The 21416-nt window shown below is 72.7% G+C and carries 18 protein-coding genes; 13 read left to right on the top strand and 5 right to left on the bottom strand.

The features are described 5' to 3' along the window. The first annotated feature begins 41 nt into the window (after positions 1-41). The 6 genes from ABD086_RS21010 to ABD086_RS20985 all read left to right on the top strand — a co-directional run bounded on the left by ABD086_RS21010 (position 42) and on the right by ABD086_RS20985 (position 5953). Complete coding sequence (locus ABD086_RS21010; RefSeq protein WP_343909850.1) at positions 42-1199, top strand: CaiB/BaiF CoA transferase family protein; 1158 nt, start codon at positions 42-44, stop codon at positions 1197-1199. Beyond that, positions 1196-1930 (top strand): glutamine amidotransferase, encoded by a 735-nt coding sequence (locus ABD086_RS21005; RefSeq protein WP_343909848.1) that lies wholly within the window; start codon positions 1196-1198, stop codon positions 1928-1930. Before ABD086_RS21010 ends, ABD086_RS21005 begins: the two co-directional genes overlap by 4 nt. A gap of 24 nt (positions 1931-1954) precedes the next feature. After that, a complete protein-coding gene (locus ABD086_RS21000) occupies positions 1955-3394 on the top strand; it encodes a flavin-containing monooxygenase (protein WP_343909846.1) in 1440 nt (479 codons plus the stop codon). 182 nt (positions 3395-3576) lie between these two features. After that, positions 3577-4983 carry a DEAD/DEAH box helicase gene (locus tag ABD086_RS20995; protein WP_343909845.1) on the top strand — a complete coding sequence of 469 codons (1407 nt, stop codon included), beginning with the start codon at positions 3577-3579 and terminating at the stop codon, positions 4981-4983. A gap of 36 nt (positions 4984-5019) precedes the next feature. Further along, a complete protein-coding gene (locus tag ABD086_RS20990) occupies positions 5020-5214 on the top strand; it encodes a CsbD family protein (RefSeq protein ID WP_343909843.1) in 195 nt (64 codons plus the stop codon). Positions 5215-5269: 55 nt separating this feature from the next. Beyond that, complete coding sequence (locus tag ABD086_RS20985; RefSeq protein ID WP_343909841.1) at positions 5270-5953, top strand: CPBP family glutamic-type intramembrane protease; 684 nt, start codon at positions 5270-5272, stop codon at positions 5951-5953. On the opposite strand, the gene ABD086_RS20980 is transcribed toward ABD086_RS20985, so the two are convergent. Together ABD086_RS20980 and ABD086_RS20975 are read right to left on the bottom strand one after the other, a co-directional pair. Next, positions 5950-6840, bottom strand: coding sequence for an NAD(P)H-binding protein (locus ABD086_RS20980; protein WP_343909839.1), 891 nt, complete (start codon positions 6838-6840; stop codon positions 5950-5952). The two genes, ABD086_RS20985 and ABD086_RS20980, sit on opposite strands and share 4 nt — an antisense overlap. 38 nt (positions 6841-6878) lie before the next feature. Continuing rightward, positions 6879-7583 (bottom strand): MerR family transcriptional regulator, encoded by a 705-nt coding sequence (locus ABD086_RS20975; protein WP_343909838.1) that lies wholly within the window; start codon positions 7581-7583, stop codon positions 6879-6881. A gap of 72 nt (positions 7584-7655) precedes the next feature. On the opposite strand from ABD086_RS20975, the gene ABD086_RS20970 reads away from it, so the two are divergent. Next, on the top strand, positions 7656-8867 hold the full coding sequence (locus tag ABD086_RS20970) for an acetyl-CoA C-acetyltransferase (protein WP_343909837.1): 1212 nt from the start codon (positions 7656-7658) through the stop codon (positions 8865-8867). 165 nt (positions 8868-9032) lie between these two features. Beyond that, complete coding sequence (locus tag ABD086_RS20965; RefSeq protein ID WP_343909835.1) at positions 9033-11231, top strand: 3-hydroxyacyl-CoA dehydrogenase NAD-binding domain-containing protein; 2199 nt, start codon at positions 9033-9035, stop codon at positions 11229-11231. 118 nt (positions 11232-11349) lie between these two features. Here ABD086_RS20965 and ABD086_RS20960 read toward each other — a convergent pair whose 3' ends face one another. Next, the gene (locus ABD086_RS20960; protein WP_343909834.1) at positions 11350-11943 is read right to left on the bottom strand and encodes a hypothetical protein; all 594 of its coding nucleotides are present in this window, start codon (positions 11941-11943) and stop codon (positions 11350-11352) included. Between the two features lie 70 nt (positions 11944-12013). Here ABD086_RS20960 and ABD086_RS20955 point away from each other — a divergent pair, with 70 nt between their 5' ends. Further along, positions 12014-12667, top strand: coding sequence for a histidine phosphatase family protein (locus ABD086_RS20955; RefSeq protein WP_343909833.1), 654 nt, complete (start codon positions 12014-12016; stop codon positions 12665-12667). A 27-nt stretch (positions 12668-12694) separates the two neighbouring features. Here the strand turns inward: ABD086_RS20955 and ABD086_RS20950 are convergent, their stop codons facing one another. Beyond that, complete coding sequence (locus ABD086_RS20950) at positions 12695-12856, bottom strand: hypothetical protein (RefSeq protein WP_343909831.1); 162 nt, start codon at positions 12854-12856, stop codon at positions 12695-12697. 231 nt (positions 12857-13087) lie between these two features. Here ABD086_RS20950 and ABD086_RS20945 point away from each other — a divergent pair, with 231 nt between their 5' ends. After that, on the top strand, positions 13088-16075 hold the full coding sequence (locus tag ABD086_RS20945; RefSeq protein ID WP_343909829.1) for a S8 family serine peptidase: 2988 nt from the start codon (positions 13088-13090) through the stop codon (positions 16073-16075). 97 nt (positions 16076-16172) lie between these two features. On the opposite strand, the gene ABD086_RS20940 is transcribed toward ABD086_RS20945, so the two are convergent. Next, a complete protein-coding gene (locus ABD086_RS20940; RefSeq protein WP_343909827.1) occupies positions 16173-17444 on the bottom strand; it encodes an alpha/beta fold hydrolase in 1272 nt (423 codons plus the stop codon). A gap of 51 nt (positions 17445-17495) precedes the next feature. Here ABD086_RS20940 and ABD086_RS20935 point away from each other — a divergent pair, with 51 nt between their 5' ends. Genes ABD086_RS20935 through ABD086_RS20925 form a run of 3 tightly spaced genes read left to right on the top strand, consistent with a single transcriptional unit; the run spans position 17496 to position 21375 of the window. Beyond that, entirely contained in the window at positions 17496-18080 is a 585-nt protein-coding gene (locus ABD086_RS20935) for a PadR family transcriptional regulator (RefSeq protein WP_343909825.1), read from the top strand. Continuing rightward, positions 18077-18796 carry an ABC transporter ATP-binding protein gene (locus ABD086_RS20930; RefSeq protein WP_343909824.1) on the top strand — a complete coding sequence of 240 codons (720 nt, stop codon included), beginning with the start codon at positions 18077-18079 and terminating at the stop codon, positions 18794-18796. Before ABD086_RS20935 ends, ABD086_RS20930 begins: the two co-directional genes overlap by 4 nt. Further along, positions 18793-21375, top strand: coding sequence for an FtsX-like permease family protein (locus tag ABD086_RS20925; RefSeq protein WP_343909822.1), 2583 nt, complete (start codon positions 18793-18795; stop codon positions 21373-21375). Before ABD086_RS20930 ends, ABD086_RS20925 begins: the two co-directional genes overlap by 4 nt. Positions 21376-21416 lie beyond the last annotated feature (41 nt).

Genomic DNA, 21416 nt, shown 5'->3' with positions numbered 1-21416 from the left:
GTCCACAGGAACGCTGACAGCGCCTCTGTCATGATCACCGCATGCGCATCGAACTCGGCCAGGGGACGGGACCGCTCCGGGGCGTGAAGGTCGTGGAGATCGCCGGGATCGGGCCGGGGCCGCACGCGTGCATGATCCTGGCCGACCTCGGGGCGGACGTGATCCGGATCGAGCGGCCGGGCGGGCAGGCGCTGGCGGGCGGCGGGCCGCACATGCTGCTCAACCGCGGCCGGCCCAGCGTCGCGCTGGACTTGAAGAACCCACGGGCGGTCGAGACCGTGCTCGAGCTGGTCGAGGACGCCGACGTCCTCGTCGAGGGCATGCGGCCGGGCGTTGCCGAGCGGCTGGGCTTCGGGCCCGAGCAGTGCCGCGAGCGCAACGAGCGCCTGGTCTACGGCCGGATGACCGGGTGGGGCCAGGACGGGCCGTTCGCGCAGGCCGCCGGACACGACATGAACTACATCGCGATCACCGGTGCGCTGTTCGGGCTCGGCCAGGACAAGAGCCGGCCGCACTTCCCGGGCAACCTGGTGGGCGACTTCGGCGGCGGCTCGACGTACCTCGTGATCGGCATCCTCGCCGCGCTGCTCGAGGCCCGGGTCAGCGGGCAGGGCCAGGTCGTGGACGCCGCGATCGTCGACGGCACCGCCCACCTCAACACGATGACGGCGGCGTTCCTCGCCTCCGGCGGCTACCGCGAGGAGCGGGCCGCCAACCTGCTGGACGGCGGGGTCCCGTACTACGACCTCTACGAGACCGCCGACGGCCGGCACATGTCCGTCGGCGCGCTGGAGCCGCAGTTCTACGCCGAGTTCGTCCGGCTGCTGGGCATCGAGGACACCGCCCCGGACCGGTACGACGCGACCCAGGCCGACGCCCTGCGCAAGCTCATCGCGGAGACCTTCCGGCAGCGGACGCAGGCCGAGTGGGTCGAGGTCTTCGAGGGCACCGACGCCTGCGTGGCCGGGATCCTCCCGCTCACCGAGGCCGCCGAGCACCCGCACATCAAGGCGCGCGGCACGCTCGTCCACCACGACGGCTACCTCCAGCCCGCTCCCGCCCCGCGGTTCTCGCGCACCGAGGCCACGATCGGGCGGCTGGCCGAGTCCGCGGGCGACAGCACCCGCGAGGCGCTCGCAGCCTGGGGGATCGACGACGTCGACGACCTGATCGAGAGCGGCGCGGCCGTACAAGCATGAAGCCGTTCCTCTTCCTGGGCACCCGCGCGGAGGACGCCGCCGCGGACAGCGAGTACGCCGCGGTCCTCGCCTGCTCCGGGCTCGACGAGCGCGACGTACGCCGGCACCGGCTCGAGGCCGCCGCGCTCGGCCCGGTCGACCTCGCCGACTGGTCCGGGATCATCCTCGGCGGCGGCCCGTTCAACTCCAGCGACCCGGAGGAGGTCAAGAGCGCCGCCCAGAAGCGCGCCGAGGCCGAGCTGCGCGGGCTGGCCGAGCTCGTGCTCGCCGAGGACTTCCCGTTCCTCGGCGCCTGCTACGGCATCGGCGTGCTCGGCGGGCTGCGCGGCGGCCTGGTCGACCGGACCTACGGCGAGCCGATCCAGGCGACCCGCATCACGCTGACCGAGGCCGGCGTGGTCGACCCGCTGCTCGGCGCGCTGCCCCGGGAGTTCGACGCGTTCCTCGGCCACAAGGAGGCGGTGACCCGGCTGCCCGCGGGCGCCGAGCGGCTGGCCGGCAGCGCCACCTGCCCGGTCCAGGCGTTCCGGATGGGCCGCAACGTCTACGCCACGCAGTTCCACCCCGAGCTCGACGTCGAGGGCATCTGCCTGCGCATCGACATCTACCGCCACCACGGCTACTTCGACCCGCCCGAGGAGGCCGAGCGGATCCAGGCGATGGCGCGCCGCAGCCACGTGGAGCATCCGCCGCGGCTGCTGTCACGGTTCGTCGAGCTCTATGCTTGTTGACAGATATTCAGTAAGGTGTCCCGCATGACCGAGCACGTCGACGTCCTGATCATCGGCGCCGGGCTGTCCGGCATCGGCGCCGCCTGCCGGCTGCGCACCGAGCACCCCGAGAGGTCGGTGGCGGTCCTGGAGGCGCGCGAGGCCAGCGGCGGGACCTGGGACCTGTTCCGCTACCCCGGCATCCGCTCCGACTCCGACATGTTCACGTTCGGGTTCAAGTGGCGGCACTGGGAGGGCGACGTCGCGCTCGCCGACGGCCCCTCGATCCTCGAGTACCTCCGCACCGTGGCCCGCGAGTACGGCGTGGACCGGCTGATCCGCTACCGGCACCGGGTGGTCGGCGCGCGCTGGGACTCGAGCACGAACCTGTGGACCGTCGACGCCGAGGTCGACGGCGAGCACCGGGAGATCACCACGAGCTTCCTGTGGACGTGCGGCGGCTACTACGACTACGACCGCGGCTTCACGCCCGAGTTCCCCGGCCAGGAGGACTTCCGCGGCACGATCGTGCACCCGCAGCACTGGCCCGAGGACCTCGACTACACCGGCAAGAAGGTCGTGGTCATCGGCTCCGGCGCGACCGCGGTGACGCTGGTGCCCGCGATGGCGAACGCCGGCGCCGGCCACGTCACGATGCTGCAGCGCTCGCCGACGTACGTCCTCTCGCTGCCCGGCCGTGACCCGGTCGCGACCCGCCTGGGCTGGCTGCCGTCGAAGCTGCGCTACCGGGTCGTGCGGTCGAAGGCGATCCTCCAGGCCACGCTGTTCTTCCAGCTGTCGCGGCGCCGCCCGGAGCTGGTCAAGGGCTTCATCCGCAAGGAGGCCATGAAGGCGCTGCCGCCGGACATCGACGTCGACGAGCACTTCAAGCCCGCGTACAACCCGTGGGACCAGCGGGTCTGCTTCGTGCCGGACGGCGACCTCTTCAAGGCGCTGCGCAGCGGGTCCGCGTCGGTGGTCACCGACCACATCGAGCGGTTCACCGAGAAGGGCATCCTGCTGCGCTCCGGTGAGGAGCTCGAGGCGGACGTGATCGTGACCGCGACCGGCCTGACGCTGAAGGCGATGGGCGGCATGGACCTCACCGTCGACGGCGCCGAGGTCAAGATGCAGGACACCATGACCTACAAGGCGCTGATGCTCAGCGACGTGCCGAACTTCGTGTTCACGATCGGCTACACGAACGCGTCCTGGACTCTCAAGGCCGACCTGGTCGCGGACTTCGTGTGCCGGCTGCTGAGCTACATGGACGAGCACGGCGTACGCCGGGTGGTCGCGCCGCGCGACCCCTCGGTCGGCGAGGAGCGGCTGATCGACTTCAGCTCGGGCTACATCCTCCGGGCGCTCGACGAGCTGCCCCGGCAGGGCGACCGGGAACCCTGGAAGCTGCGGCAGAACTACCTCAAGGACGTGCGGTCGATCAACCACGACCGGCTCGACGACGGGGTGCTGACGTTCCGCTGAATCGTTGAATCGGGCACCACTCCCGTACACTCTTTCTCGTAGCCCGTTCCGTCTTGCCTCGGGCCCTGCGCGAGCGTCACGCTCCTGCGCCAGCTCCATCCCATGCTGGCGAGACACCCCCAGCAGTGAGTGAATCCTCTTTGTCTTCCGTAGCTTCGGCTGCGGGCTTCGCCGACCTCGGCGTGCCCGCTGACCTCGCCGCCGTCCTCGCGACCCGCGGCATCACCATTCCCACTCCCATCCAGGCCGCGACGCTTCCCGACTCCCTCGCGGGTCGCGACGTCCTCGGCCGGGGCCGCACCGGCTCCGGCAAGACCTACGCCTTCCTCGTGCCGCTCGTCGCGCGCCTCGCGGCGTCCGGTGGTCGGGCCCGCCCTGGCCGGCCGCGCGCCCTCGTGCTCGCGCCGACCCGTGAGCTGGTCGGCCAGATCCAGGAGTCGCTCGAGCCGCTGGCGAAGGCCGCCGGCCTGACGACCCAGACCGTGTTCGGCGGCGTCGGCCAGAACCCGCAGGTCCAGGGCCTGCGCCGCGGCGCCGACATCGTGCTCGCCTGCCCCGGCCGGCTCGAGGACCTGATCGGCCAGGGCCACTGCGACCTCGGCGCCGTCGAGGTGACGGTGCTCGACGAGGCCGACCACATGGCCGACCTCGGCTTCCTGCCCGGCGTGCGCCGGCTGCTCGACCGCACCCCGCGGGAGAGCCAGCGGCTGCTGTTCTCGGCGACGCTGGACAAGGCGATCGACGTGCTCGTCAAGCGCTTCCTGCGCAACCCGGTCACCCACGAGGCCGACTCGGCGCAGTCTCCGGTCGCGACCATGGACCACCACGTCCTGCACGTGGCCCGCGAGCACCGCGTCTCGGTGCTGACCGACCTGACCAGCGCCCCCGGCCGCACGGTCGTCTTCACGCGCACCAAGCACGGCGCCAAGGCGCTGACCCGGCAGCTCAACCGGAACGGCGTCCCGACCGTCGAGCTGCACGGCAACCTCAGCCAGGGCGCGCGGACCCGCAACATGGACGCCTTCCACTCCGGCAAGGCCTCCACGCTGGTCGCCACCGACATCGCCGCGCGCGGCATCCACGTGGACGACGTCGCGCTGGTCGTGCACGCCGACCCGCCGGTCGAGCACAAGGCCTACCTGCACCGCTCGGGCCGGACGGCGCGCGCGGGTGCCAAGGGCACCGTGATCACGCTGATGACCGACGAGCAGGTGCGCGACGTCCGCGACCTCACCCGCGCGGCCGGCATCAAGCCGACCATCACCCGGATCTCCGGCTCCAGCCACCCGCTGCTGGCCGAGCTCGCCCCCGGCGAGCGCGTCACGGTCCCGGGCGGCCTCGTGGTCGAGGCCCCGGCGACCCCGGCCCGCCAGGGCGGCGGACGCAGCCAGGGCGGTAGCGGGCGCAACCGGTCGCGCGGCCGGCGTGGCGGCCAGCCCGCGACCCAGCAGCAGGGTTCCCAGCAGGGTTCGGGCCAGTCGGCGGCCAAGCCCGCCGGTGGTGGCGGCCGCTCGCGCCGGCGGCCCGCCGCGGCGTCCGGCGGGCAGTCCCGCCACAGCGCCTCGTCGTTCAGCTCGGGCCGGCGCTGAGGTTTCGGCCCCGCTCGCAGCGGTCACTAGGCGAGCATGGGACTCAAGGACAAGGCAGAGAACAAGGCCGAAGAGCTCAAGGGGCACGGCAAGGAGTCGGTCGGCGAGGCCACCGGCGACCGTGACCTCCAGGCCGAGGGCAAGGGCGACCAGGCGTCCGGCAAGCTCAAGAACGCCGGGGAGCACGTCAAGGACGCCGCCAAGGACGTCAAGGACGGGCTGACCTCCTAGCCCGGTCGCCCCGGAGCTCGCGGCCCGGACGGCGCGAGGAAGGGGTGGAGCTGCGGTGCTGAGCTGGGTGCGGCGAGCGCTCTGGGACGTCGTCCCGCGCGACCACCGCGACAGCCCCGCCGCGCTCCGCCGCCGCCAGCTGGTCACCGCGACGTTCGTCGTGGTGGGCGGCGTGGTGCTCGGCTTCTCCCTGCGCATCGAGCCGGGCAGCGCCTGGTTCTACCCCGCCACGCTGGCGCTCGCCGGCGTCTGGGTGGCGGGCGCGTTCGCCTCCGGTCCGCTCCACCTGGGCCGCGTCGACACCCGCAACGGGCTCCGGCGGCCCGTCGTCCTGCCGGTGGTGGTGGGACTCGGGCTCGGCGCGGTCTTCGTCGTCGGCGCCCTGGTCGTCCGGCAGGTCGACTTCCTGCACGACCAGGTCCGCGACGTGGTCGACCACGCCGACCGCGGGTCCCTGCCGCTCGTCGCCCTCGTCACGCTCGTCAACGGCGTCGCCGAGGAGCTGTTCTTCCGGGGCGCCGCCTTCGCCGCTATCCCGCGCCACCCCGTCGCCTGGACCACGCTGGCCTACGCGATCGCGACGCTCGCCACGGGCAACCTGACGCTCGTGCTCGCCGCGGCGCTCCTCGGCGTGGTCGTCGGCCTGGAGCGCCGCGCCACCGGCGGCGTCCTCGCGCCGATGCTGACCCACTGCACCTGGTCGATGGTGATGCTGTTCGCGCTCCCGGCGCTGTTCTAGCCGCCGGCGTCCTCGGCGATCGCGCGCCGCACCGCCTCGGCGTACGTGAGCGGCTCGCCCGGCACGAGGTCCCGGATCGCGTGGTCGGTCACGATCACCTCGGTGCCCATCGACTCGATCAGGTTGCGGCCCGTCGTCGCGTCCACGTTGGTGACGAACGAGATCCAGTACGACGACAGCCGCGGCGTCAGCACGGGGACGGTCACGATCGGCACCCGGTGCCCGTCGATGACCTCGGCGGCCTGCTGGAGCATGTCCACGTAGCTGAGCTGGTCCGGGCCGCCGATCTCGAACGCGCGGCCGTACGCCTCCTCGCGGCCGATCACGCCGGCCAGGTAGCGGACCACGTCGTCCAGGGCGATCGGCTGGGTCCGGGTCGAGGCCCACTTCGGCACCACCATCCCGGGCAGGTTCTTGATCAGCTGTCGCGTCATCTCCCACGAGATGCCACCGGCGCCGACCACGATCGCCGCCCGCAGCGTCGTGACGGGCACGCCCGCCTCGCCGAGCAGCCGCTCGACCTCCCGCCGGGACCGCAGGTGCGGGGAGAGGTCGGCGTCGTCCTTGCCGAGCCCTCCGAGGTAGACGATCTGGCGCACCCCGCTCGCGGCCGCGGCGAGCCCGAACGCCTTCGCCGCCTCGGCGTCGCGCTCCTCGAACGCGTCGTCGTCCAGGGAGTGCACGAGGTAGACCGCGACGTCCACACCCTCCAGCGGCGCGGCCAGGGAGCCGGGGTCGGAGACGTCGCCCGCGACCGGCTCGCCCGGCCCGTCGTACGTCTCGGGGTGGCGGGTCATCGCGCGCACGGTGTGCCCGCGGTCGACGAGGTCGGGGACCAGGTGGCGGCCGATGAACCCGGTGGCGCCGGTGACGAGGACGGTCTTCACGGGGTCCGTCGTACCCACCGCGTCCCTTCGGTACCGCGCTACCGGGCGCGGCGGGCGATGTTCTCGCGGCGGGTCTCGTCCATGGCGGCCTCGTACGCCGAGACCAGGCTCGCCACCGACAGCGGCTTGAGGCGCTCCACCACCTCGCGCAGCCGGTCCGGCGACGCCCCCGCCTCCTTGTAGACCGGCCAGACCATGGTGCGGAACAGCTCGTTCAGCTCCTTGGCGATCTGGCGGCCGTGCTCGGCGTACACGTCGGCCGCCGCGAGCGCGGCCTCGGTCGGGAAGCCGAGGTCGAGCAGGCCGAGGCCGACGGACAGCTGGGAGACGGCGACCTCGTACCGGCCGCGCTTGGTGCGGAACACGATGCCGAGGGCGGCCAAGGTGGTCAGGTCGTCGTCGCTGAGCGTGCGGCCGGTGCGCTTCTCGAGCTCGGCCCGCGACATCTCGACGGGGAGGTCGGCCTGCCAGGGCGCGAGCATCGTGCGGTGCAGCGCGATGTCCTCGGGGGTGGCGTCGGCCGGGATGCGCGCGACGTACTTCTCGATCGCAGACAGCGTGAAGCCGTGGGCCTGGAGCTCCTGGACCAGCTCGAGCCGGGCGACGTGGTCGGCGCTGTAGTAGCCCGAGCGGCCGCGGCGGATCGGCGGCGGGACCAGGCCCTTGGTCGTGTAGAACCGGATGTTCCGCACGCTCATGCCGACCCGCGTCGTCAGCTCCTCGAGCGTCAGCAGCCCGTCCATCCCACTCCTCGTGACCCGCACCACACCGATCGTCCTGTTGACGATGACAGTAATAGTGTCACAATCGCTGACATGGCAGAGGCATTCGTGTACGACCACATTCGCACGCCGCGCGGCAAGGGCAAGAAGGTCGGCTCGCTCCACGAGGTGAAGCCCGTCGATCTGATGGTCGGGCTCCTCGACGAGATCAGGGTGCGCAACCCCACGCTCGACCCGGAGCGCGTCGACGACGTCGTGCTCGGTGTCGTCTCGCCGATCGGCGAGCAGGGTGGCGACATCGCCAAGACCGCGGCCCTCAAGGCCGGGTACCCCGAGACCGTCGCCGGCGTGCAGCTGAACCGCTTCTGCGCCTCGGGCCTCGAGGCGGTCAACCAGGCCGCATCCCGCGTCCGCGGCGGCTTCGAGGACCTGATCCTCGCCGGCGGCGTGGAGTCGATGAGCCGGGTGCCGATGGGCTCGGACGGCGGCGCGTGGGCGTCCGACCCGGCCACCGCGCTGAAGACCGGCTTCGTGCCGCAGGGCATCGGCGCCGACCTGATCGCGACCATCGAGGGCTGGACCCGCGCGGACGTCGACGCGTACGCCGCGGAGTCCCACCACCGGGCCGCCAAGGCCTGGGCCAACGGCTACTTCGCCAACGCCATCGTGCCGGTCACGGACATCAACGGCCTCACGGTCCTGGACCACGACGAGACCATCCGGCCCGACACCTCGCCCGAGGGCCTCGCCGGCCTCAAGCCGAGCTTCGAGCAGATCGGGCGCGACGCCGGGTTCGACGACGTGGCGCTCGAGAAGTACCACTGGGTCGAGAAGATCGACCACGTGCACCACGCCGGCAACTCGTCCGGCATCGTCGACGGCGCCGCGCTGATGGCGATCGGCACCGAGGAGGTCGGCGCGCAGCTCGGCCTCACCCCGCGGGCCCGCGTGCTCGCGACCGCCGTGTCCGGCGCCGACCCCACGATCATGCTCACCGGCCCCGCGCCGGCCGCGCGCAAGGCGCTGGCCAGGGCCGGCCTCGAGGTCGGGGACATCGACCTCTTCGAGATCAACGAGGCGTTCGCCGCGGTCGCGATGCGGTTCATGCGCGACCTGGGCATCAGCCACGACATCACCAACGTCAACGGCGGCGCGATCGCCATGGGCCACCCGCTCGGCGCCACCGGCGCGATGATCCTCGGCACGCTCATCGACGAGCTCCAGCGCCGGGACCTGCGCCGCGGCCTCGCCACGCTCTGCGTCGGCGGCGGCATGGGTATCGCGACGATCGTCGAGGTGGTCTGAGCGGCGAAGCCGCCAGACCACCGTCGACGAGTCGACGCGATACGACGGTGGTCGAGCGAGCGACGCGACTGAGCTTGCGAAGTCGCGAGGAGCGTGTCGAGACCCGGTGAGCCGACAGACCACCGACACCACAGACATCCGAATGGCTGAAGAGGACCTCCGAAGATGAGCACCAGCACCGACCAGAGCACCGCTGTCCACTACGACAAGGACGCCGACGGCATCGTCACCCTGACGCTCGACGACCCGACCGCGAGCGCGAACACCATGAACGAGCTCTACCAGGAGTCGATGGCCGCCGCCGTGCAGCGGCTGTACGACGAGGTGGACAGCGTCACCGGCGTGGTGATCGCGAGCGCGAAGAAGACCTTCTTCGCCGGCGGGAACCTCAAGAACATGATGCAGGCGACCAAGGCCGACGCCGCCGCGGTGTTCGCCCTGGGCGAGGCGGTCAAGGCCGGCCTGCGCAAGCTCGAGCTCTACCCGAGGCCGGTGGTGGCCGCGATCAACGGCGCCGCGCTCGGTGGCGGCTTCGAGATCTGCCTGGCGTGCAACCACCGGATCGCCGTCGACGACGACAGCGTCAAGATCGGGCTGCCGGAGTCGACCCTCGGCCTGCTGCCGGGCGGGGGCGGCGTGACCCGCGTCGTCCGCCTGCTCGGCCTGCAGTCCGGCCTGATGGACGTGCTGCTCCCGGGCACCCAGTTCAAGCCGGCGCTCGCTGCGGAGAAGGGCCTCGTCGACGAGCTGGTCGCCACGCGCGAGGAGCTGGTCCCGGCCGCGAAGGCCTGGATCAAGGCCAACCCGGACGAGAGCCAGAACCCCTGGGACCGGCCGGGCTACAAGATGCCCGGCGGCTCCCCGACGTCCCCGGCGCTGGCCGGCTTCCTGCCGGCGTTCCCGGCGCTGCTGCGCAAGCAGACCAAGGGCGCGGTCTACCAGGCGCCGCGGGCGATCCTGTCCGCGGCGGTCGAGGGCGCGGCGCTGGACTTCGACACCGCCTCGCGGATCGAGTCGCGCTACCTGACGAACCTGATCGTCAACCAGTCGTCGAAGAACATGATCCAGGCGTTCTTCTTCGACCTCCAGGCCATCAACGCCGGCAAGCTCCGCCCCCAGGGCATCGAGCCCTTCAAGGCGACGAAGGTCGGCGTCCTCGGCGCCGGCATGATGGGCGCCGGCATCGCCTACTCGTGCGCCCGCGCCGGCATGCAGGTCGTGCTCAAGGACGTCGAGCTGGCGAACGCCGAGAAGGGCAAGGCGTACTCGGAGAAGCTCAACGCCAAGGCGGTCTCGCGCGGCAAGCTGACCGAGGAGAAGTCCCAGGAGCTGCTCGACCGCATCACGCCGACCGCGGACCCGTCCGACCTGGCCGGCTGCGACCTGGTGATCGAGGCGGTGTTCGAGGACCCGTCGCTGAAGCAGCAGGTGTTCGCCGAGATCGCGCCGTACGTCGACGCCGACGCGCTGCTGTGCTCCAACACCTCGACGCTGCCGATCACCGAGCTCGCCACCGGCGTCGACCGGCCGGCGGACTTCATCGGCCTGCACTTCTTCTCCCCCGTGGACAAGATGCCGCTGGTCGAGATCATCAAGGGCGAGGAGACCTCGGACGTCGCGCTGGCCAAGGCGTACGACGTCGTCCAGCAGATCCGCAAGACCCCGATCGTCGTCAACGACAGCCGCGGCTTCTACACCTCGCGGGTGATCGGCACCCAGGTGATGGAGGGCCTGGCGATGCTCGCCGAGGGCTGCCACCCGGTGTCGATCGAGCGGGCCGCGACCCAGGCCGGCTACCCGGTGGGCCCGCTGCAGCTGACCGACGAGCTCAACATGGAGCTGATGGCCAAGATCCAGAAGGCCAACCGGGAGGCCGCCGAGCGCGAGGGCCGCACGTGGGAGCCGTCGGCCGGCGAGCAGGTCGTCGAGACGATGATCGGGCTCGGCCGCCCGTCGCGGCTCAAGGGCGCCGGCTTCTACGAGTACGACGAGAACGGCCAGCGCGCCGGACTGTGGAAGGGCCTGGCCGAGACGTTCCCCCTCGCCGAGGAGCGGCTGCCGATCGAGGACATGCGTGAGCGGATGCTGTTCATCGAGGCGCTCGAGACCGCGAAGTGCTTCGAGGAGGGCGTCATCGAGTCCGCCGCCGCCGCGAACATCGGCTCGATCATGGGCATCGGCTTCCCGGCCATGACCGGTGGTGCCGCGCAGTACATGCAGGGCTACGAGAACGTCGCCGGCCAGGTCGGCCTCGGCGCGTTCGTCAAGCGCGCCGACGAGCTCGCGGAGCGGTACGGCGACCGGTTCCGCCCGTCGGCGTACCTGCGCGACCTGGCCGCCTCGGGCGGCTCGTTCCCGGCCTGATCGACGCCGTGCGCGGGTTTCACCGGTCAGCCGGTGAAACCCGCGCGACACGCCGTCCCCGCCCGGCGTGTCGGTCGGGTTTCCCCGGTCAACCGGTGAAACCTGTGACGGGTGGGACCTACGGCGCGCCGAACCACGGCTCCCGCAGGTCGTGGAACGTGGCGCCGGCCAGCGCCCAGTCGAGCTCGGCCCGGACGTCGGGCGGCAGCTCGGCGGACTCGCCCGACCGGGCGCTCGCCTCGTCGGTGAACGCCACGGTCTCGGTGAACGACCCGTCGGGCTCCAACGCCAGCGTCGCGCCGATGATCTCGGGCCGCAGCCGGCGCAGCTCGGCCGGATCCGACGCGATCACGCGGCGCAGCCGCTCGGGGTCGTCGACCCGGCCCTGGATGACCTGGACGAAGCCGGCCTCGTCCGAGCCGCCGTCGAAGAGCAGCGTGACGTCGTCGGAGTCGTGGAACTCCACCGGCCCGTCGAAGGCCGCCATCAGCTGCTCGGCCCAGGCGCCCTGCTCGGGGCGGCGGGAGTTCGCCTCCGCGGCGGCCCGGTCCTCGAAGCGCACCACGGCGACGAAGTAGTCGTCGTCGGTGAACCCGTAGGTCCCGCCGAGCCAGCCGTCCGCCCCGGGCCCGAGCTCGACCGGCCACCGGTCCAGGACCGCCTTGAGCTCGTCCGGACGGGTGCACGTGCCCTGGAACACCTGGATGAACATCCTCCGACCGTAGGCCCGCGGCCCGGGACCGGGAATGGCCCGGACGGGCCTTCCGTCTAGGGTCCGACCCATGGGTGTGGTGATCCTGGTCCGCCACGGGCAGGCGTCGTTCGGGGCCGACGACTACGACGTGCTGTCCGAGACCGGCTGGGAGCAGGGCCGCCTGCTGGGCGACTGGCTGCGGACGAAGGCCGACAAGCCGACCGCGCTGGTGCGCGGCTCGATGCGCCGGCACCGGGAGACGGCCGAGGCGGCCGGGTGGACCGACGCCGTGGTCGACCCCGGGTGGGACGAGTTCGACCACCTCGGCGTCGTGGCACGCTACCCCGACCCCCCGGAGGGCGAGCTCGGCAACCGCGAGTTCCAGCGCGTCTTCGAGCTCGCCACCGCCCGCTGGACCGCCGGCGAGCACGACGCGGAGTACGACGAGCCGTGGCCGGCGTTCCGCGCCCGGGTGACCGCGTCGCTGCGGGACGTCTGTGCTCAGGCCGGCCCCGGCGGGACCGCGGTCGTGGTCACCTCCGGAGGCCCGATCGCGGCCGCCTGCGCGGCGCTGCTCGACCCGGACGCGGACGACGCGACGTTCGGCCGGCTGTGGAGCCGCTTCAACACCACGATCGTGAACTCGTCGTTCACCCGGGTCGTCGTCGGCTCCACCGGCGCCCGCATGCTCACGTTCAACGAGCACCCGCACCTGGAGGGCGAGCACCTGACCTATCGCTGACCGGGCCCGCCGCTCGCCCGGGGCCGGTCACATGAAGGAGCCGGGCGTGTTCGGGTCCGTCGTCTTGCGTGCGTCCCTCACCCGCAGCTCGTACAGCGCCTGCCGGTCGACGCCGCGGCCGCGGCGTGCGCTCCACCAGTACCCGAGCCCCAGCAGCACCACCACGAGGGCGACGACCATCCAGACCATGCCGCCATCATCGGCGCGGCCGGCGTGCCTGTCCAGCACCGCCCGGGGCCCCTCAGGCCGGATCTCCCCCGAAGGAAGATCTTCGGCGCTTACCTCTTGACGTAGGTGCACCTTCTGACCTTGGGTGGACGACGCTGCGCGTCGGCCGTGATCTGCGTCACTGACCGCAACATCTCTCGTCAGCACTCACTCGGATGGAGCACCACCGTGACATCACGTTCCTCAGGCTCGGTGACGCGCAGGCGCGCCGTCGGCCTGCTCTCGGCGGGGGTGGTCGTCGCCGGCCTCCTCGCCAGCAACCCGGCCGCCACCGCGGCGCCGGGTGGCAACGCCTCCGCGGCCCCCGCGTTGCACTTCAGCAACGGGCGCTACCTCGTCATGCTGAAGGCCCCCGCTGCCGCGACCTACGCCGGCGGCAACCCCCGCTTCAAGGCGACCCGCGCGACGAGCGGTCAGTTCGACGCCCGCGGCTCCCGGGTCGCGGCGTACACCCAGCACCTGCGCTCGACGCACGCCTCGATCGCCAAGCAGTACGGCGCGAAGCCGGTCGCGGACTTCACGGTGGCCAGCAACGGGTTCGTTGCCGACCTGACCAAGGAGCAGGCGATCGGCCTGTCCTCGGACCGCCGGGTCCTGCTCGTCGAGCCGTCGAAGACGCTGAAGCTCGACAACGTCAACACCCCGGAGTTCCTCGGCATGACCGGCAAGAAGGGCGCCTGGCAGATGCACGGCGGCCAGGCGAACGCCGGCTCCGGCATCGTCGTCGGTGACCTCGACTCGGGCATCTGGCCGGAGTCGAAGTCCTTCACGGGCAAGCCGCTCTCGTCGACGCCGAAGACGCAGTGGGACATCTCCAGCAGCGGTGACTCCACCCGCATGGAGAAGGCCGACGGCACGGTCTTCCACGGGGCGTGCCAGCCGGGCGACGGCTGGGACGCCAGCGACTGCAGCACCAAGATCATCAGCGCCCGCTACTACGGCGACAGCTTCCTGCAGTCCGTCCCGGTCGAGGACCTCGCGGACACCGAGCAGGTCTCGGCCCGTGACGGTGGCGGCCACGGCACCCACACCGCCAGCACGGCCGCGGGCAACAAGGTCGCCAAGGCGACCACCGAGGGCCGCAACTTCGGCACGATCAGCGGCATGGCCCCGGCCGCCCGCCTCGCGGTCTACAAGGTCTGCTGGGAAGCCGCCAACCCCGACGACAGCGGCTGCAACAACGCCGACATCGTCCAGGCGATCGACCAGGCCGTGATCGACGGCGTCGACGTCATCAACTTCTCCGTCGGTGGCGACGCCAGCCCCACGCTCGACGCCTCCGAGCTCGCCTTCGAGGGTGCGGCCGAGGCCGGAATCTTCGTCTCGACGTCGGCCGGCAACTCCGGCCCGGGCGCCTCGACGCTCGACCACCCGAGCCCGTGGGAGACCACGGTGGCGGCGACGACGTACACCAACTTCGTGAACACCCTCGTGCTGGGCAACGGCAAGAAGATCGTCGGTGCGTCGATCTCGACCACCCCGGTCCCGAGCAGCCCGCTCGTCGACGCCGCTGACAGCGGCGTCGTGGGCGCCGACCCGGACGCGCTGGTGCGTTGCGGTCCGGACACCCTCGACCCGGCTGCGGTCGGCGGCAAGATCGTCGTCTGCCTGCGGGGCGTGTACGACCGGGTCGCCAAGAGCGCCGAGGTCGCCCGAGCGGGCGGCATCGCGATGGTCCTGGTCAACCCGTCGCCGAACAGCCTCGACGCCGACTTCCACTCGGTGCCGACCATCCACATCTCCGACACCGACGGGCCGAAGGTCTACAACTACCTGGCCTCGGCCGGCGACTCGGCGACCGCGTCGTTCAAGCTCGGCAACCTGACCCACCACGACGCTCCGCTGCCGCAGGTGGCCGGCTTCTCCTCGCGCGGACCCATCCTGGTCGGCGACGGCGACATGCTCAAGCCGGACATCGCAGCGCCGGGTGTCAGCGTCCTCGCGGCGGTGGCCCCGCCGTCGAACCACGACCGCGACTACGACCTCTACTCCGGTACGTCGATGGCCGCGCCGCACATCACCGGCCTCGGTGCGTTCCTCCTGGGCCAGCACCCGCAGTGGACCCCGATGCAGATCAAGTCCGCGATGATGACGACGGCATCCGCGACGAAGACCGAGGACGGCAAGGCGTCCACCGACGCGCTCGCCCAGGGCGCCGGCATCGTCACGCCGAAGAGGTTCTTCGACCCGGGCCTGTTCGTCGAGTCGGGTCCCGTCCAGTGGCGCGGCTTCCTCACCCAGCAGGGCCTCGACACCGGCTACCCGGCCGTGGACCCGAAGGACGTCAACCTGCCCTCGATGGCCGACGGCTCGGTGACCGGCGAGACGTCCTTCCCGCGCACGTTCCGTGCGTCGCAGAAGGGCACCTGGAAGATCGAGTCGCACGTCCCCGGGTTCAAGCTCACGACCAACAAGGGCTCGGTGCACGCCACCCGCGTGGGCGACCTCGAGGACATCCGGTTCACCTTCACCCGCACCACTGCGCCGCTGGGCCAGTACGTGTCGGGGTCGGTGATCCTGCGCGGTCCGACGACCGTCAAGCTGCCGGTGGCGCTCCAGCCGCTGTCGGTCGACGCACCGGCCTCGGTGTCGGGAGACACGACGTCCGGATCGGTCGACGTCCCGCTCACCGCGGGCTTCACCGGTGACCTGGCCATCACGCCGCACGGCATGGCCAAGTCGGACACGCAGCAGGACTCCGTCGCGCCGAACGACTACGACCTCGAGTGCGTGACGGTCGCCGACAACAGCTCGCTGGCGAAGTTCCAGGTCGACGCGGCGGACAACACCGCCGACCTCGACATGTTCGTCTACGCCAGCGACTCCTGCGACCCGAACGACATCTTTGCGCTGGTGGGTCAGTCGGCGACGGCGTCGGGTGACGAGGCGGTGACCCTCACCGACCCCGACCCGGGCACCTACATCGTCGAGATCGACGGCTTCTCGGCCGGCACGGCCGGGTCGCCGATGGAGTACGCCTTCGACTTCTGGGACATCAACCCGGCGGCGACGGCGGGCAACCTGACGGTCACGCCGAACCCGGTGCCGGTGACCCAGAACCAGGCGACGTCGGTGACGGTGTCGTGGTCCGGTCTGGACGCCAACTCGCACTACCTCGGCTACCTGGCCTACCAGGACTCCGACCGGGTGACCCTGGTCGACGTCAAGACGGGTTCCTGACGGTCGAGCACTGAGGGACGGCGCCCGGAGCAGCCAGCTCCGGGCGCCGTTCCGCGCGGACTGCCGGGGTCGCACCCGCGCTGGTCCGGCGCCGTCGTCAGGCGCGGCCGGCGCGCAGGTCCAGCAGCCGGCCGAGCACCCGGTCCGCGTCGGCGCGCAGGCCGTCGTGCTCGAACTCGTTGGTCACCCACGCCCGGACGTTGCCGACCCGCGCCGCGGTGTCGAGCTGGAGGTCCGCGTCGACGTACATGTCGTCGAAGTAGACGGCGGCGAGCACGGGCACCTCGTTCGCGGCGAGCCGGTCGAGGTCGTAGAGCGGCGGCCAGTCGTCGTACGCCGCCAGCAGCTCGGCCGCCCCCCGGAACGGCCGCAGCGCGCGGATCTCGTCGAACATCCAGCGGTAGTACATCTCGCCGGTGAACAGCAGCGGGTCGCGGTGCTCGGCGAACTCCGGGTGCTGCCCCAGCGCCCGGTCGGCGGCCCACGCGGTCGCACTGCCGGGCCGGCCGTAGGTGTACTCCTGCAGGGGGAACAGCGGCCCCTCGACGTACGACGTCAGCGCCTGCACGCCGGCCAGGAAGACGTCGGACAGCTCGTGCCCGTGGAACGCCTCCTCGAACAGCCAGTGCACCCGCTCGTAGCCGTCGCTCATCCCGAACGCGCCGCCGAGCAGCCGCAGCCGCCGGGTCGTCAGCCGGTCGCCGTCGGGCAGGGTCACCACGTGCGCCTCGAGGTGGTTCGCGACCCGGCGCACGAGCGCCGCGTCGCCGGGGTGCCGGGCGTAGTACTCGGCGTTCTTGCGCGCCACCCGCGGGTAGGTGCGCCGGTAGACCTCGTCGGCGGTCGCGGTGAGCCCCGGCAGCCCGCCGGTGACGTAGCAGGCGGCCAGCCCCTCCGGCGCCTGCGACAGGTAGGCCAGCGTGACGAAGCCGCCGTAGCTCTGGCCGAGCGTCTCCCAGGGCCGGCCGCCGGCCACCCGGTCGCGCAGCACCTCGGCGTCGGCGACGATGCTGTCCGCGCGCATCAGCCGGACGTACGCCGCGATCTCGGCGTCGGACATCCCCGCGACCGTCCGGCCGGTCAGCGGCGTGCTGCGGCCGGTCCCGCGCTGGTCGAGGAGCAGCACCCGGTGGGTCCGCGTGGCCACCGCGAGCCAGCCGTCTCCGGCGCCGCCGCCCGGGCGCGGCGACTTGCCGCCCGGCCCGCCCTGGAGGAAGAGCAGCCACGGCAGGTCGTCCTGCTCGCGGCCGGCCGCCGCGACCTCGCGCGCGAAGACCTCGATCGTGCGCCCGCCGGGATCGCGGTGGTCGAGCGGGACCTCGACGGTGTGGTCGGTCAGGACGAAGCCGGGGATGCGGGTGGTCGTCATGACGCGAGTCTGCCTTGCGACCGCGGTGCATACCGGGTATACATACTCGGTATGTCGGTCAAGCAGGCACTTCTGGCCCTCCTCGAGCAGGGCCCGCGCTACGGCTACCAGCTGCGCGCCGAGTTCGAGCAGCGCACCGGGTCCACGTGGCCCCTCAATGTCGGGCAGGTCTACACGACGCTGACCCGCCTCGAGCGGGACGGGCTCGTCGAGGAGGGCGAGCAGGACGGCGAGGGCCACGTGACCTACCGGATCACCGAGGCGGGTCGGGCGGAGGTGGCGACCTGGTTCACCACGCCGGTCGCGCGGACCCAGCCGCCGCGCGACGAGCTCGCGATCAAGCTCGCGCTCGCGGTCACGATGCCCGGCGTCGACGTCGGCACCGTCATCCAGCAGCAGCGCTCGGCGACGATCGCCGCGCTGCAGGACTACACGCGGCTCAAGCGCGACACCGGCACCGGTGGGGGCGGGGCCGACCTGGCGTGGGGGCTGGTGCTCGACTCGCTGGTGTTCGCGGCCGAGGCCGAGGTCCGCTGGCTCGACCACTGCGAGGCCCGGCTGCGGAGGGCCGCGATCGAGCGGGAGAACGCCCCGGCCGCGCCGGCCCGGTCCCAGAAGCCGGAGGTCGCGCGATGAGCTCGGTGCTGCACCTGAACGTCGTCAGCCGGGTCCACGGCGAGGGCGCCACCGAGGTCCGCGCGCTGCGGGACGTGTCGTTCCGCGCGGGCTCCGGCGAGCTGGTCGCCGTGATGGGCCCGTCGGGCTCCGGCAAGTCGACGCTGCTGACCCTGGCCGGCGGCCTCGACGCCCCGACCTCGGGCACCGTCTCGGTCGAGGGCGTCGACCTGGCCACGCTCGGGAACGCCGGCCGGGCGCGGATGCGGCGTACCTCCGTGGGCTACGTGTTCCAGGACTTCAACCTGATCCCGGCCCTCACCGCGGTCGAGAACGTCGCGCTCCCGATGGAGCTGGACGGCGTCCGCTCCCGCACCGCCCGCGCGGCGGCCCGGCAGGCGCTCGACGAGGTGGGGATCGGCGACCTCGCCGACCGGTTCCCCGACCACATGTCGGGCGGCCAGCAGCAGCGGGTCGCCATCGCCCGGGCGGTCGTGGGGGACCGGCGCCTGATCCTCGCGGACGAGCCCACGGGGGCGCTCGACAGCGAGACCGGCGAGGACATCCTGCGGCTGCTCCGGGCCCGGTGCGATGCCGGCGCCGCCGGCGTGCTCGTCACGCACGAGGCCCGGCACGCCGCCTGGGCGGACCGGGTCGTGTTCCTGCGCGACGGCGTCGTGGTGGACGAGACCGGCTCGGACCGGGCCGACGTCCTGCTCGACTCGGGTGCCCGATGAGCCGACTCACCGGGTGGCGTCTGGCGTTGCGGATGGCCCGGCGCGAGGCGCTGCGGGCGAAGGGCCGCTCGGTCCTCGTGCTGGTGATGATCGCGCTGCCCGTGCTCGCGGTGACCGCGGCCGACGTCGTCCTCCAGACCCAGGACGTCAGCAGCGTCGAGGGCCTGGACCGCCGGCTGGGATCCGCGGCCGCCCAGGTCGTCGTCCCGGCCGAGGGCCGGCCGATGATCCAGGCGTTCGACCCCGAGCAGGGCAGCTCGACGCACGGCCGGAAGCAGGATCCGCCCACGGCGGCCGACATCTCCGCCGTCCTCGGTGGGGCGCGCCTGGTCGAGGAGCGGGTCGGGGGCGTCGACGTCCGCACCGACAAGGGCTCCGCCTGGGCGCAGACCACTCAGGTCGACCTGCGCGACCCGATCGCGGCCGGGCTGGCCGAGCTGACCTCGGGCCGCCTGCCGGACCGGCCCGAGGAGGTCGTGGTCAACCAGGCGCTGCTCGACAAGGGGTACGCCGTGGGCGACCGGCTGGAGCTGCGTGGCAGGGACGCGCCGTCGCCGGTGATCGTCGGCGTCGCCGAGTCGCCCGAGGCGCGTGACTACCCCTTCGCCGCGGGACCGGTCGGCAGCCTCGACGTCGCGGGGGGCTACTCGGCGGGCCGGACCTGGATGGCCGGCGGTGGCCCGGTGTCGTGGGAGACCGTGACGAAGCTGAACGCGATGGGCGCCACCGTGCTGTCCCGGGCCGTCATCGAGGACCCGCCGCCGCCGTCCGAGATCCCGGAGGAGATCCGGGCCTGGAGCTCCGGGACCGACGACGCCTTCCTCGCCGCGGTCGCCCTGATCGTGGTGATGGCGCTGCTCGAGGTGGTGCTGCTGGCGGGCCCGGCGTTCGCCGTGAGCGCGCGGCGCCAGTCGCGCAGCCTGGCGCTGATGGCCGCGAGTGGCGGCACCCCGGCGCAGAGCCGCCGGGTCGTGCTCGCCGGAGGCGTCGTCCTCGGCGGCGCCGCGGCGGCGCTCGGCGTCGGGCTCGGCATCGGGGCCGGGTGGCTCCTCGTCCCGCTGGTGCAGCGGATGTCGAGCACCTGGTTCGGCCCGTTCGACGTGCCGTGGCTGCACCTCGCGGGGGTCGCCGCCTTCGGGCTGGCCAGCGCGGTGCTCGCCGCGGTGGTGCCGGCGTGGATCGCCTCGCGGCAGGACGTCGTGGCGGTGCTCGCCGGGCGGCGGGCCGACCGCCCGCCGTCGGTGCGCTCACCGATCCTCGGGCTGGTCCTGCTCGGGGCCGGCGTCGCCGCGGCGGCGTACGGCGCGAGCGCGTCGCAGAACGGCGAGGTCCTCATCGCCGGCGCCGCGATCCTCGCCGTGCTCGGGATGATCTTCGTCGTGCCCGTCGTGGTGGCAGGGGTGGCCCGGCTCGCCGGCCGGCTGCCGCTGTCGCCCCGGTACGCCGCGCGCGACGCCGCCCGGCACCGCACCCGTACCGTGCCCGCGGTCGCCGCCGTGGCGGCCACGGTCGCGGGCGTGGTCGCGCTCGGCATCGCGGTGACCAGCGACGAGGCCGAGAACCGGGACACCTACACGCCCACCCTCGCCATGGGCCAGGCCGCGGTGACGGGGTACGGGCTGAGCCCCGCGAGGTGGACCGAGCTCGAGGAGGCCGTGCGCCGCGAGGCGCCGCACGCCGACGTCGCGCCGATCGCCGGGGTGATCGAGCGCGGGCGGAACCGGGTGGAGCTGACCGCGCCCGGCCACCACGGGGCGCTGGTGGACTCCACGACGGTCAACTTCGGCTCGTCGACGCTCGTGGCCGACTCGGTCCCCGCCGCGGTCCCGGGACTCTCGGCCGCCGACCGGGAGCGGGCCGACGCGGTGCTGGCGCGCGGCGGCGTGGTGGCGTTCGCCGACGACCGGATGGACGGCGACGCCGCCGTCGTGACGCGCGGGACCGAGCGGGCCACGCTCCCCGCCGCCTACGTCCACTTCGAGGCCGGCCCGGACGCGCCGTTGGCGGCCGTCCTGTCGCCCGCCGCGGTGGACCGGGTCGGGGCCGAGGCGGGCACGGTCGCGCTCGCGGTCAGCGGTGCCGAGCTCTCGGCGGCCCAGCGGGAGAACGTCTCCGAGGCCGTGGCCGGGGTGACCACGAACGCCGGGTTCTACGTCGAGCGCGGCTACCAGGCCGACCAGGGCACGGTCATCGTGCAGCTGGTGCTCGCGGCCCTCGGCGCGGTCCTGATGCTCGGCGGCACCCTGACGGCGACGTTCCTGGCGCTCTCGGACGCCCGGCCGGACCTCGCGACGCTCTCGGCCGTGGGCGCCTCGCCGCGGCGGCGCCGGTGGATCGCCGCGTCGTACGCGCTGGTCGTCGGCTTCGTGGGGTCCGTGCTCGGCGCGGCGGTCGGGTTCATCCCGGGGCTCGCGGTCGCCGTGCCCCTGACGTCGTCGGCGTACTCCGACACCGGGCCCTACCTCGACGTGCCGTGGCTGCTGGTCGTCGGCCTCGTGCTCGGCCTCCCGCTCGTGACCGCCCTCGTCGTCGGCGCGGCCACCCGCTCCCGCCTGCCGCTGGTCGCCCGGCTCGACTGATCAGACAGATAGTCCCTGACCTTTTCGCGGTCAAGACGGCG

This window comes from Nocardioides aquiterrae (assembly GCF_039526625.1).
In the GTDB taxonomy this organism is placed as follows: domain Bacteria; phylum Actinomycetota; class Actinomycetes; order Propionibacteriales; family Nocardioidaceae; genus Nocardioides; species Nocardioides aquiterrae.
The sequence above is the reverse complement of the archived record's forward strand: the minus strand, read 5'-3'. Positions and strand labels throughout refer to the sequence as shown.